We start from the raw sequence: 13578 nt of genomic DNA on the forward strand, positions 1-13578 counted from the left end.
AAATTAACCTCTAAAATAATTTTGTTTATTTAGATGTTCTAGTGAATTAGATAAATACCATTTATAAGCTTGCTCTAATCCTTGTTTCAAAGAAATTTGTGGTATAAAATCTATTCGCTTTTTTGCATACGTCATATCCATAATTCTTCTTGGGAATCCAGCTGGTTTTGAGGTATCAAAAAATGCATTAAAGGGTGTTATTAATTGCAAAGTTTCAACTAGATTTTTAATAGTAATACCATAACCACATCCTAGATTTATTGGCTTACCATCGGTACCTTTAAGACAAGCGTAAATTGAGCCTATTGCAGCATCTGTAGCATGAAGAAAATCTCTTTCCGAAGAGCCATCCCCCCATATTTGAACTGGATCATCACCTCTGTGAACTCTTGCAATAAGTGATGGAATAACCATTGCATTTTGCTCATCAAAATTATCTCCAGGCCCATATATATTTGAGGGTCTTACGATTGAAAAATTATTAACCTTGTATTGAATTTGATATGCTTGAATTTGCAATTCAGCCATTCGCTTTGCCCAGCCTGGAAACATATCCATCGGTGGAATATTAAAATCATCATTTTCTTCAATGAAAATCTCAGCTGGCGAATAAGCTCCTATAGAGCTTGTATACAATATTTTAGATACATTATTTCGACGTGCAGCTTCCAACATATTTGTATTCATCATTAATAGAGGTACGAAAAAACTAGCTGGCTTTTCTTTAGTTACCACAACTGAGCCTTTTATCCCAGCTACATGAAAGACAAAATCAATATTAGAAGAAATATCTAAGCAAAATTTTAGATCTGACAAATCACCTTTAATATATTTTGCTCTAGAATCTAATTTTAATTCATCTAGAGAGACGCTTGTTACTTGGCACCCATGATCCAAAAGCAAGCGCACAATTTCACGGCCAATCATACCTGTTCCACCGGTAACTAAAGCTCTTTTTCCCTCTAATTCCCTTGTAATATCTTCAGGAAAATTAATTGCTATATGATTTTCAGCCATAACTAGAACGGTCCTTTAAAATGTTTATAAAAATCTGTCATTGGGGTTTTTATGGGGATGGGAATCTTTTGTGTAGCTTTTTTATCGGTAAGCTCAAGAACCGATAAAACTAAATCATGAACATCAGGATAATACATATCCTCCAATACTTTTGCTGTCGGGCAAGGCGCATATGCCATGCCTAAGGATTTGATAGGTTTTTTTAGAATACTTGGGTCTCTCTCTGAAATAATTCTGCTCATTTCAGCAGCGACCCCATAAGGGAGCCATGAGGTGTCAGCAACTAGTAAACGTCCAGTTTTTTTAACACTATTAAAAATTAATTCTCGATTTGGATGTGAAATCGAGTGTAAATCAATAATTTCTGGATAAATCCCAAATTTCTCTAGGTAATCGCATGCTCTTCTAACCTCAAGAACCATAACCGATGTTGCAATAATTGTAATGTCAGTCCCTTTTCGATCAACTCGAGTTTCAAATGGATGGTTATTTTCATTTCTTTGTTCAAACTCCAGCTCATACATAAGTCGATGCTCAAGCATTACAACTGGGCCTCTATAATGATTTAATGCATAATCATAACTCTCTAAAATAGACTGTGAATTAGAGGGCATTATTACGACAAGGCCTGGAATATGGGCTAATAAAGACTGCAGACTTTGTGAGTGTTGAGCACCCTGACCCCAGCTTCTTCCAATGACTAAACGAAACATCATTGGAATTTCAAATAAACCTCCAAACATATATTTATATTTGGCAATTAGATTGATCAATTGATTAAAAATTAAAAGGCTAAAATCTACTCTAATGTGTGTATTAATTGGATACATACCATTCAATGAAGCACCAAGACAAATACCTGCTATAGCATCTTCAGACAAAGGGGTCTCGATAACGCGATCAGGATATTTTTCTGCAAGACCTAAGGTTGTTCCCCAGATACCTTTATAATCAGTTACACCTTGGCCAATTAGAAGTGTATTAGGCTTCCTCATAGCTTTTGCCATTGCTTCAGTCAAGGCTTCTCTATATTTCAACTTTAAGGGTTCCACTTAAAAAATATCCGTTAATAAATCATCTATTGTAGGAAAAGGAGATTTTTCAGCGAATATAACTGCCATATCTATTTCTTTTTGAATAAACGGAATGAATTTATCTATGAGGGTTTTATCATTTATAAGCGGATCTTTCAATTGCCATTCTCTAACTTCTTGAATACTTCTATATCCAGCATGAAAATCATCAGAAGTACCGACATGCTCTTTATAGCGACAGGTTTTAACTTCAACCAATAAAGGCAAAGAATGTTCTCTTATTTTCTCGATAGATAAAGAAAAAAAATCACTCAATTCAGTAAAATTATAACTTTCTTCAATTAGGGTCGATTCAATTCCGTAGGATCTTGCATGAGCAAGTAAATTGTAAGATTGTCTCTCAGCTAAAGAGGCATGGACAGCAAGGCCGTTATTTTCGCATAAAAACAAAATAGGCAATTTGTGTAAAGAAGCAAAATTTAGTGATTCGTGATAAACACCTTGTTCAGTTGCTCCGTCGCCAAACACTGCAACAAAAACTCTTTTTTCCCCCCGAATTTTAGATGCTAACGCTGCTCCAACAGCATGAGAGATTGTTGAGCCAACAACTGCCGAGGAACCCATTAACCCATGCTTGGGATCTGCAAGATGCATTGATCCGGCTTTACCTTTTGATAAACCAGTTCTTTTGCCAAATAGCTCAGCAAATAATTCTGGCATCGGACCCTTTTTTGCTAAATAAAAAGCATGTCCACGATAATTTATAAATACCCAATCATCATCTCTTAATTGACTGCATAGAGTAACCGCAACAGACTCTTGTCCAATAGATAAATGAACAGGACTTTGTATTTTATCAGATGGATAAAGCTCAATAATTTTTTGTTCTACAAGTCTAATCCTGAGTGACTGATAAAAAAGTTCTTCATATGAAGAATTGAAAGTAATCATGAATATTTATTTAAATTTACTTTATATTAAGTTTAAAGACTTGCTAATTTGATGCGGGTAATTAAGTTAGAAAATAAAAATGGTAAAAAAATAGGATAGCCGTAAAAAACCTTAAACAATCCCTTCAAAAAAAAATTAAATTAAATTATTTTTACGTAACAAAGATTCGTACTCATCAAGAATTTTTTTCCCATTAGGAATATACTTTACCCCGTCAGTAAGTATAAGCCTTGCTAAATCATATGCATTATATGAAGCATGAGCTATTGCTGCAGAATTAAGGATCTTAGCTGGGTCATTTTTAAAATATTCGGGGCCTCTATAAAAAATACCTAAAGAAAAACCAATTTGTTTAGACCAAAAATGATTGTGATAAAATTCTGGACTACCATTACCTAATATTCTTTTAACTCCTGCAAGGCTAAATAAACCTAAACTACCAAAAGAAAAGAAAGTAAATCCTTTAGACTTCATGAAGTTAAAAACCTCGGGAAATAGTGGGGCTCCACCTTCAAACAATTCTATAAAATCTCCCTCAGCCTGAACAAATGAGACGTTTTTTAAAACATCTGCGCCATTTGTAAGCGCTGTAATTTCTGCACCTTGAATATCCAGCTTGATAAAATCAATTGAGACATTTTTAGGAATTAAATCATCAAGTTTTTTTGTTTTAATTCTTTTTACTTTTTTTATTTCAAGTGGCAAACCAATTCGATCCCATACTGGTTTATTGGGCGGGTAGATGCCGCTCGCTGCAGGTGGATTGCAATCGTAAAAATTAGTTTCAGTGCCGTCAAAAACAGCCTCTTGAATGGAAATAAAATTGCTACCCGGCGCTAAAATTTTAAGAGTTTTGTTATCCTGAATATCAAAACAATAAACATTGCATGAATAGTGAGAAATTAAATTTTTATATGAAGCATCCATTTCTCCGGAATAACATTCCGATCCAAGATCTATAATATTTAAATTCTTAGTATATTTGGAAAAAAAATCGCTTGGCAATTTAACTTGGTAATCTTCACTTACAAGAGCCTTGGGGATGTATTTGAGACGTAATTTACTAAGAACTTTCTTCGTTAAAGATTTTATTAATGTTTTATACATGCGTAACCCCTTAATTTTTTTAAACTGAATACGATAGTTATGCTAGCATCTTAAGTAACTTATGAAAACAGCAATTAAAGAATATATTAAACATGCATTTCTTTATATTGGCTTTAATATAACGCCAAAAAGGAAAAATACCTTAATTGAGCATAAAATAGATATTCTTTTCGATGTTGGGGCAAATGTAGGTCAATACGCAAATGATGCAAGAAGAGAAGGTTACAAAGGAAAGATTATTTCTTTTGAGCCTTTGCCCGAGGCACATAAAAAGCTATCAAAAAATTCACAAAAAGATCCTTTATGGATTGTTCATGAAAGAATAGCTTTAGGCTCAAAGAGAGGGGCTGGAATTATAAATGTCTCAGAAAATTCTTACAGTTCATCATTTCTTAAAATTACACAAAGATTATTATCTAATACGCCAGATACAAGATATGTAAAAAAAATAAATGTAGGGGTTACTACATTAGATTCAGTATTTAATTCTTACGTTAAAAAATCCAATAAAGTTTTTTTGAAAATTGATACACAAGGCTTTGAATCTGAAGTGCTCAAGGGATCAATTAAAAACCTAAGGAATATAAGCGGCATTCAATTAGAGCTCTCAACAGAAACGCTCTACGAAAAACAAAAAACTTACGAATATTTTCTAACTTTTTTAAAAAAATATAACTTTCGTTTATGGTCTATCATTCCTGGTTATTGGAATACAAAAACGGGACAGATGTTACAGTTTGATGGCATTTTTATCAAAAAGTCTGATGAATAAAAGCTCTTATTAATTTAAATAAGGATTATATTCTTTTACCCATTTAGTCATTTCTTTTTTAATACGATTTTCGTTGTAAATATTCGTAGATTCAATCCAAGTCAATAATTTTGATAATGAACGAGCATCAAAATGCTTGGCTTTAGCTGTTTTAATTTTCTTATGTGATGTCGGTAGAGAAAGTTCTTGGTCAGCAAGCAATTCTTCGTAGAGCTTTTCGCCTGGTCTGAGGCCTATATATTTAATTGCAATTTCACCTTTCTGGAATCCGGAAAGCTCTATCATCTTATTTGCCAGATCTTTTATCTTAATAGGTTTGCCCATATCCAGCACAAAAATTTCACCTCGATCCCCAATCAGCCCTGCTTGTATAACAAGCTGAGCAGCCTCCGAAATAGACATAAAATAACGTGTAATTTTTGGATGGGTGATGGTAATAGGCCCACCCATTTTAATTTGTTCGCGAAATTTCGGAATTACGCTCCCGCTACTTCCAAGAACATTACCAAAACGAACCATCAAAAACTTTGTGCCACTTTCTTTCTGCATTCCTTGACACACCATTTCAGCCAATCGTTTACTTGCTCCCATAACATTCGTTGGATTAACAGCTTTGTCAGTAGAAACAAGAATAAATTTTTCAACTTTAGCTTTCTGACAAGCTTTAGCTAAAATATAAGTGCCAAAAACATTATTATTTAGCGCTTCAGCAACATTATTCTGCTCCATCATGGGCACATGCTTATAAGCTGCCGCATGAAATAAAAGTGCTGGTCTATAAAGTGATAAGATTTTCTCTAAAGATTTTTTATTTTTAATATCTCCTACTAAGTAAATTGTTTCCGTATTAATTGCCAATCTACTCAATTCTGACTGTAACTGATATAGGGCATACTCAGAGATATCAAAACATATAATTTTATTAGGTTTAAATTTAGCAATTTGTCGGCAGAGCTCAGAGCCAATAGAGCCGCCAGCGCCTGTAACCATAATCACTTTATCTTTTATTAAATTTTTTATGCCAGAATTATCTAAATCGACAGATTCGCGGCCAAGCAAGTCTTCAATTTCAATGGGTCTAATCTGTGAGATTGTTACTTTACCAGTTATCAAATCATCAATTTTAGGAGCTATTAAAACTTTAAGTTTTAATTGATTAGCTAAATTTATTGCTTCAGATCGATCTTGAAATCTTGCTTCCGTCATCAAAATAATAACATTCTTGACCTTGTAGGCATTTGTAATTTTAGGGAGAAGGTTGATTCCTCCATAAACCTTAACTCCCAGGATTTCTCTGCCATGCATTTGAGTAATATTATCTAGGATTCCTATTACATTCCACGCTCTAGCCTTTTGTATATCTTTAATTAATGAAACAGCTGCATCTTCTGCGCCAATTATAATCAGAGGCGATCCAGAAGAATTATGTGACCCATAAGCTATATATTCTTTAAATATTCGATACATAAACCGACTACCGCCTATCACCAATATAAGTAAAATTGGATGTAGGATTAAAATTGATCTAGGTATGTAAAATGAATAACCTGAAAAAAAGAAGGGGGCATTTAAAGCAATTGATGTAGTTATTACTGTAATAAATATACGCTTAAGATCTAAAAGACCTACAAAACGCCAGGTACCCCTATAGAAACGAGAAAAAAGAAAAGCTAAGCCATAAAAAAACAAAACAATCCATAATGATTGATATGCATTTGCATAATGCTCGGCTGGAATATCAAAATTAAAACGAAATGCATAAGCGGCAAACCAAGTAAAAACTACCGCGAAAATATCATGAGTAAAAGCAAATATGCTACGCAAATTTAAAGTTAATTTTTTCATACGCCCATTGAATTAATATCTCTATTAATGTGAAATGCCATCCTGTCCGATTACTTTTAAAAAAGTAATCCATAATATATATAAATCGAAACGAAAAGATTTACGATTCAAATACTCTACATCCAAGTTTACCTTTTGCATAATAGATAAATGATCTCGGCCATTCACTTGAGCCCAGCCAGTTAATCCAGGGAGCAAACGACTAACACCAGCTTTTGATCTTAATTGGATCAAGTCATATTGATTAAACAGTGCAGGCCGCGGCCCAACGAAACTCATATGACCTAAAAGAATACTCCATAATTGGGGGATTTCATCGAAACTACTTTTTCTTAAAAAAGAGCCTATAGGCGTGTAAAAAAACGTCGGATTATCTAACAAATGTGTAGCTACATTTGGTGTTTCTATTCGCATAGTTCTGAATTTAGGCATTTTGAAAATTTTATTTTCAAGCCCAACTCTATCTGACCAGTATAAAGCAGGCCCTTTTGAAGATAACCGAACTGCAATACATAAAGATATAAAAGGTATTAGAAATAAGATAATTGCGAAAAAAACGAGTGCAAGATCAAAAAATCTCTTTTTATTTATAGATAAATGCATCATAGATCTTCAAATATATATGCTTTAGAAAATGCTTCGCTTTTTGAGTCTCTTGGAGAGGTAATAATATCAATATTGGCTGGCCAAGAAATATTTAAAATTGGATCATTCCATAAAATGGATCTTTCGAAATCAGCTTTGTATAAAGATGTTACTTTGTATAAAAATTCAGAGTTCCTAGAGAGCGTTAAAAATCCATGAGCAAAACCTTCAGGTATCCATATTTGTTTTTTATTTTTAGCTGATAGTATATTTATTACATGTTTACCAAAAGTAGGTGAAGATCTCCTTATATCTAAAGCAATATCTAATACCTCTCCTTGAATAACACGGACTAATTTGCCTTGAGCGTGTGGAGGGAGTTGATAATGAAGTCCTCGCAAAACTCCCCTTCTCGAACTTACGTGATTGTCTTGCACAAATGAAACCTTTAATGAAGTTTCTTTTCTAAAAAGATCGTCTCTAAAGCTTTCAAAAAAACAGCCGCGTGAATCTTCAAATACGTGAGGTTCGATTAAAAGCACATCTGGAATACTTAAAGGAGTCACTTTCATATTTAAATAATTTTTCTGATTAAATGCATTTTAAGAATTGTTCAAAGCAATCTTAATTACAGCCGCTACTTCCTCTTCCCAGCTTGGCAATTCTAGCATGAAGGTCGTTTTAATCTTTGTCATATCAAGCCTAGAATTCATAGGTCGTTTGGCTAGCGTTGGATATGCATTACTTAAGATCTTATTAATATCGTGAGAAGTCATTGTCGTTTTTAATCCTAAACGTATTGCTTCATCAGAAATAAAACACGCATATTGATACCAGTTAGCTTCCCCCTCGAGAGCGACGTGGTATGTCCCAAAATCTTTGAAGCTAGTTTTATTTAAAATAGTTTTTACAATGCTATAAGTAGCATCAGCTAAGATAGCTGATGAGGTTGGCGTACCTCTTTGATCACTTACAATATTTAAAGAGGTTTTTTCTTGAATAAGTTTTAATATCGTTTTTAAAAAATTTTGTCCGTGGCTACTAAAGACCCAGCTTGTTCTTAAGATAATATGTTTTTTGTGATTACGAACTGCCTCTTCACCCTTCCATTTCGTCTGACCATAAACAGATTGAGGATTAGTTTGATCAGCTTCTACATAGGGCTCATTTTTTAAACCATCAAATACATAGTCCGTTGAAAAATGAATTATAGGGATATCAAGTTGAGATGCTTTTTCTGCTAAAACCCTAGGGGCTTCTGTGTTTACTTTATGGGCCAATTCAATGTCTGTCTCTGCCTTATCAACTTCTGTATAAGCCGCAGCATTAATAATAATATCAGGTTTAATTTTTTCAATAAATGCTCGAATTGCATCAGGGTTTTCTAAATCAAGTTCATTGCGATTAGTCGCAATAACCTCCCCTACTGACACTAATTTTTTATGTAACGCGAAACCAACCTGACCATCTTTGCCTGTGAGTAAGATTTTCATGGGTACTGTTTTTGAATCCAATCTTGATATTCACCCGTCACAACATGGCCCATCCAGGCTGCATTTTCCAAATACCATAGGACTGTTTTGCGAAGTCCAGTTTCAAAGGTTTCTTGAGGTCTCCAACCTAAATCACGTTCTAATTTCGAAGCATCAATCGTATAACGTCTGTCGTGACCCGGCCTATCTTTCACAAAAGTAATTTGATCTCGATAACTTTTGCCATTTGATTTTGGTTTTAACTCATCTAATATCGCACATAAAGTTTCAACGACTTCTAAATTTGTTTTTTCATTCCGTCCACCAACGTTATAAGTTTCACCAATATGCCCTTGCTTTAAAATTTCACTAATAGCAGCGCTATGGTCTTTCACATAAAGCCAATCACGAACTTGTTGACCATTTCCATAAATAGGCAAAGGTTTACCCTTTAAAGCATTCAAAATACATAAAGGGATCAATTTTTCCGGGAATTGGTATGGGCCATAATTATTGGCAGAATTCACTGTAAGGACTGGCAACTTATAAGTCTGAAACCATGCACGGACTAAATGATCACTCGCGGCTTTGCTCGCACTGTATGGACTATTAGGTTTATATGGGTCGCTTTCGTTTGAAGGGGGATCAGTTAAATCTCGTGATCCATAAACTTCATCTGAGGATATATGTAAAAAACGAAAATCTTGTTTTAAATTTTTATCTAAATCATTCCAATAACTTCTCGCTGATTCAAGTAAGTTGTAGGTACCTACAATATTGGTCTCGATAAAATCTTTTGATTCATGAATTGATCGATCCACATGACTTTCAGCTGCGAAGTTTACAATCGCTCTTACTTGGTATTTTTTTAGGAGGCTTGAAACTAAATTTCGGTCTCCAATATCGCCTTGCACAAAATGATGATGCGGGCTGCCGTTTAAAGAAGATAAATTTTCTAAATTACCTGCATAGGTTAATAAATCCAAAGAGACTACATCTTCTTTTGATTGACTAAACCAATCCAAAACAAAATTTGAGCCAATAAAACCTGCAGCACCTGTCACAAGGATTGTCATGTTGTGAATTTTATCATCAGGATTAAATTTTAAGTCGCTCCTAGATTCTTAAATAAAAAATGATGATTAATCTTAAATGCGCTTACTTTTCTTTAAATATCTGCGATCTATTTTAAAGATTCAGGATATGTAAAGTGAAACTTGACATATGTGATTGATTTACTTGAAATTTTTATTATCGTCCCCATATAAAAAATTCGATTAATTATTCAAGAAAGAAGTGTTGGAAATGTCAACAGAAGCACAAATTAAAGCTAATCAAGAAAATGCTAAAAAATCCACCGGACCTGCAACATCTGAGGGCAAACAAAGATCAAGCATGAATGCCATGATCCATGGCATATTTTCCAAGATCCCTCTTCTTCGTGGTGAAAACCAAGAACAATTTAAATTGCTAGAAGATGAAATTATCAAAGCGTATCAACCAACAGATGCAATGGAATATCATTTAGTCCAGCGTATTTATCTCACCTGCATCCGTCAAATTAGACTTCGCGAAGCTGAAGCTGAAAAATTGGAAATTTCGATGATGCCTGAAGTGATGTGCAAAAGCGTCACGCAACTTTTTGAGCACAATAGCGATAAAAAATTTACCGCAGAAGATATATCAGAACTTACTGAAGCGCACTATATGTTCGCACAAACTTTGGAAAAGGAAATTAAAGAAAGTGGTTATGCATCTTTAGCGTTAACAATCGAAATGATTAAAGAAAAAATGCCGCTGACATCTCGCCATATGAAAGACATAAATGAAGAGGAGTATAAATTAAGTTGGGAGGAATTTATTCAAAAGCCAGGCATGCTTAGAGCAGCGATTTCTATGCTTGCTAAGAGAGTTAAAATTCAATTAGCTTCTACCAAAAACAATCATATTGCTTACACTTTAAAACATAAATTAAAAATTGTGCATCGAATACCGCAAGGTGATGATATGGCACTTTTTACAAAATATCAGGTACAACTTGATACAGATCTCTATCGTGCAATGAAAGCACTTCAAGAGTATCGGAATAACAAATCCAAACTTATTGAGGGAGAAGTAATCGGCGAGATGATTGCATAGCTTTCATCACCATAACTACTATATAAAAAACCACCTCTCGGCGGCTTCTTATCGTACCTTGGATGTGGTGGAGCTGGGGGGAATCAAGTTAAGCCAAATAGCTTCATTTAATCAATATCTTGTGGGTTTTGACAACCCCTCTTACCCACAAAACTACCCACAAAAAATTTAGGGTGGGTTTTGATGCCATGCTCCAAGTGTTAGGTGTATTTTAGCAGAGATAGTGAATATGCTCTTATAAGTCCGAAACTTGATAAACCTTCTATTTTTTCAAGATTTATAGCTATATACAATAGACAGAATTAGAATAATTTCTTAATATAGGCACTGTTAATAGTTCCAAGCACTAAAAGTAATCTACTTTTTAGCCTAATGCTCATCATTCCTGTAAATGAGTTTTTAACTAACACTTACACTTTGCAAGAAATGTTTAGATGAGAAAATTTTTTAGTTTATCCCAATGCTTTTTATTTTGCCTTGCCATACTTTTTAGTTTTAAAAGTTTTGCGACCTGCACTTCTTCTGGTACCCCCATTACTTCCGCTGGATCATATACAGGTAATATTGGGGTATGTGACAGTAGTAAGGGTATTTATTTGAGTAATGGCAACAATAGTATCGTGAATATGACAGGTAATATCACAGCAATTAATGAGGACAATTCAAATTTCAATGTCACTGTGGGTATTTATTTAGAGAATTTCGTTGTTAATCGTAATAGTATCGTCAATTTGACAGGAAATGTCACGACAAGCGGATTCAATTCTTACGGTATTTATTTATATAATGTAGTCGCTACCGGCAGTACTAACATGGTTAATATGACTGGCAATATCTCGATTGCTGGTGGTACTAGTTTTAATGTTAATGCTGGTATTTTAATGGATAATACTTTTAGCCCAAGCAGCAGCAACACTACTAATATCACAGGAAATATTACAGGAAGTGACAATTATTTATTTGGTATCGGTCTCAATAACACAGGTAGTTCCGACAGCAGCAACACTGCCAATATGTCAGGAAATATCATGTTAAGCGGAAATAACTCTCGCGGTATTGATTTGCAAAGACACAACACCTCTAGTATCGACGCCAACACCGTGAATATTATAGGAAATGTCACGACAAGTGGAAATGACTCTCGCGGTATTTCTTTATATACCAGTGGAAGTACTGGTAGCAATATCGTTAATTTGACTGGTCGCATTTCAGCTACTGGTTCAAATAGTTATGCTATTTACGCAAGCAACGCAAGCTCAATGAGTTCCAATATCGTTCAATTGAACAAAGGCTCATCTGTTATCGGTGCCATTAGTGGTGTTGGTGATTACACAGCAAACAATTTCTTAAAACTGAATCTAGGTGCTGGTGCTTCTTATAGTTTTGCGACCACAGGATTTACTGTGCAAGACTTAAATGGTCGTCCTATGGTTACAGGTTCAGCAAATGCGGCAGGTATTGGTAATGTCTCAACCGCTTCACAAAGTTTGTATGAAAGAACATCTCAAATCACACAAAGTTTAGATGACCGTGTCAGAACTTATGATGCCAAGCAAAATACCACACAAGATTTTTGGATTAATACTTACTACAGTGATTCAAGTCGTGGGGGTCAAGGACTATCAGGTTCAAATTTAAGTTTTAATCAATATCGTTCAGGGATTATGGCAGGCTTTAATGTGAAGAACAGTTATACACCGACTGAACTCATTGTGAATTACGAACATGGTCAATTGAATATTGATGAAGGTAATCAAGGTATCTCATTTAATAGTGTCATGGCAGGTGCCTTATTCCCTGATATTAAAAAACTATTCACAGGGACTTTAAGTGCTAAAGCCATGGTGGGTTATTCAGATTTTAATGGTGACAGAAAAGTCTTAACGAATGATGTGGCATTTAATGGTTCAAGAAATGTCACAGCCAGTTATCAATCCTCACATTTAACGATTGGTTCTGCTTGGACCAAGACTTTATATCAAACCGATAAAATCATTTTAGATACATTAGTCGGTATTGATTTAAATACACAACATATCAACTCCTATAGTGAGAGTGATTTGTTTAAATGGAATGGTAGAACCATTAATCAACTTCAAGAACGCGTGACCTTAGGTATGGAAATGAAACCGTTGGTGAAACCACTCACACTTTATGGCAGAGTGGGTGTCGAACGCCGTGATTTAATAAGTGGTGAAAACCAAAACTATGCGATTAATAATACCGCTGTAAGTTATAACGATAGTAATCAAGGCAATACTTATAGGACAATTAATGCAGGTGCTTATTACCCACTCACACCGACAGTCAAAGCATACGCTCAAGTGAGATATTACGATTCCACAAAAGATATTGATTCTCTATCAGGCAGTATTGGGATTTCAGGGCAGTTCTAGCTTATTGCCTGCTACTTTTTGAGAGTATAAAAAAACCACCTCTCGGTGGCTTCTTACTTGTACCTTGGAAGTGGTGGAGCTGCGCAAAATGGGATTGCTTTATTTTCCCGAATTTAATCAATAATTTGTGGGTTTTGACAACCCCTTCTACCCACAAAACTACCCACAAAAAATTAGGGGGGTTTTGATGCCATGCTCCAGATGTTAGGGGTATTTTAGCAGAATTAGTGACTGTCCTCTTAAGGCTTTGAAAGTTGGTT

General features: G+C 34.6%; 12 protein-coding genes. 3 read left to right on the forward strand and 9 right to left on the reverse strand.

What is annotated here, in order from left to right:
• Nucleotides 1-3: 3 nt before the first annotated feature.
• The 4 genes from BN1208_RS04645 to BN1208_RS04660 all read right to left on the reverse strand — a co-directional run bounded on the left by BN1208_RS04645 (nucleotide 4) and on the right by BN1208_RS04660 (nucleotide 4109).
• Nucleotides 4-1017, reverse strand: coding sequence for an NAD-dependent epimerase/dehydratase family protein (locus BN1208_RS04645; RefSeq protein ID WP_052734641.1), 1014 nt, complete (start codon nucleotides 1015-1017; stop codon nucleotides 4-6).
• Between the two features lie 2 nt (nucleotides 1018-1019).
• On the reverse strand, nucleotides 1020-2054 hold the full coding sequence (locus BN1208_RS04650) for an alpha-ketoacid dehydrogenase subunit beta (RefSeq protein ID WP_156157786.1): 1035 nt from the start codon (nucleotides 2052-2054) through the stop codon (nucleotides 1020-1022).
• A 15-nt stretch (nucleotides 2055-2069) separates the two neighbouring features.
• Nucleotides 2070-3002, reverse strand: a complete 933-nt coding sequence (locus BN1208_RS04655) for a thiamine pyrophosphate-dependent dehydrogenase E1 component subunit alpha (protein WP_046488331.1) — start codon at nucleotides 3000-3002, stop codon at nucleotides 2070-2072.
• Between the two features lie 135 nt (nucleotides 3003-3137).
• Nucleotides 3138-4109, reverse strand: coding sequence for an FkbM family methyltransferase (locus BN1208_RS04660; RefSeq protein ID WP_046488334.1), 972 nt, complete (start codon nucleotides 4107-4109; stop codon nucleotides 3138-3140).
• Between the two features lie 61 nt (nucleotides 4110-4170).
• On the opposite strand from BN1208_RS04660, the gene BN1208_RS04665 reads away from it, so the two are divergent.
• Nucleotides 4171-4881, forward strand: a complete 711-nt coding sequence (locus tag BN1208_RS04665; protein WP_052734642.1) for an FkbM family methyltransferase — start codon at nucleotides 4171-4173, stop codon at nucleotides 4879-4881.
• Nucleotides 4882-4890: 9 nt separating this feature from the next.
• Here the strand turns inward: BN1208_RS04665 and BN1208_RS04670 are convergent, their stop codons facing one another.
• The 5 genes from BN1208_RS04670 to rfbB are packed head-to-tail and all read right to left on the reverse strand — an operon-like array spanning nucleotide 4891 to nucleotide 9859.
• Nucleotides 4891-6726, reverse strand: coding sequence for a polysaccharide biosynthesis protein (locus BN1208_RS04670; protein ID WP_046488335.1), 1836 nt, complete (start codon nucleotides 6724-6726; stop codon nucleotides 4891-4893).
• A gap of 24 nt (nucleotides 6727-6750) precedes the next feature.
• Nucleotides 6751-7332, reverse strand: coding sequence for a sugar transferase (locus BN1208_RS04675; RefSeq protein WP_082092843.1), 582 nt, complete (start codon nucleotides 7330-7332; stop codon nucleotides 6751-6753).
• A complete protein-coding gene (gene rfbC, locus BN1208_RS04680) occupies nucleotides 7329-7883 on the reverse strand; it encodes a dTDP-4-dehydrorhamnose 3,5-epimerase (RefSeq protein ID WP_046488339.1) in 555 nt (184 codons plus the stop codon). The genes BN1208_RS04675 and rfbC overlap by 4 nt, the downstream gene beginning before the upstream one ends.
• A 30-nt stretch (nucleotides 7884-7913) precedes the next feature.
• Nucleotides 7914-8804 (reverse strand): dTDP-4-dehydrorhamnose reductase, encoded by an 891-nt coding sequence (gene rfbD / locus BN1208_RS04685; protein ID WP_046488341.1) that lies wholly within the window; start codon nucleotides 8802-8804, stop codon nucleotides 7914-7916.
• Nucleotides 8801-9859 carry a dTDP-glucose 4,6-dehydratase gene (gene rfbB / locus BN1208_RS04690; RefSeq protein WP_046488343.1) on the reverse strand — a complete coding sequence of 353 codons (1059 nt, stop codon included), beginning with the start codon at nucleotides 9857-9859 and terminating at the stop codon, nucleotides 8801-8803. The genes rfbD and rfbB overlap by 4 nt, the downstream gene beginning before the upstream one ends.
• Nucleotides 9860-10088: 229 nt before the next feature.
• Between rfbB and BN1208_RS04695 the strand changes: the two genes are divergently transcribed.
• Together BN1208_RS04695 and BN1208_RS04700 are read left to right on the forward strand one after the other, a co-directional pair.
• Nucleotides 10089-10922, forward strand: coding sequence for a hypothetical protein (locus BN1208_RS04695; RefSeq protein ID WP_046488345.1), 834 nt, complete (start codon nucleotides 10089-10091; stop codon nucleotides 10920-10922).
• A gap of 434 nt (nucleotides 10923-11356) precedes the next feature.
• Complete coding sequence (locus BN1208_RS04700) at nucleotides 11357-13318, forward strand: hypothetical protein (RefSeq protein ID WP_046488347.1); 1962 nt, start codon at nucleotides 11357-11359, stop codon at nucleotides 13316-13318.
• Nucleotides 13319-13578 lie beyond the last annotated feature (260 nt).

Origin of the sequence: Candidatus Methylopumilus planktonicus (genome assembly GCF_000981505.1) — a bacterium.
Taxonomy (GTDB): Bacteria; Pseudomonadota; Gammaproteobacteria; order Burkholderiales; family Methylophilaceae; genus Methylopumilus; species Methylopumilus planktonicus.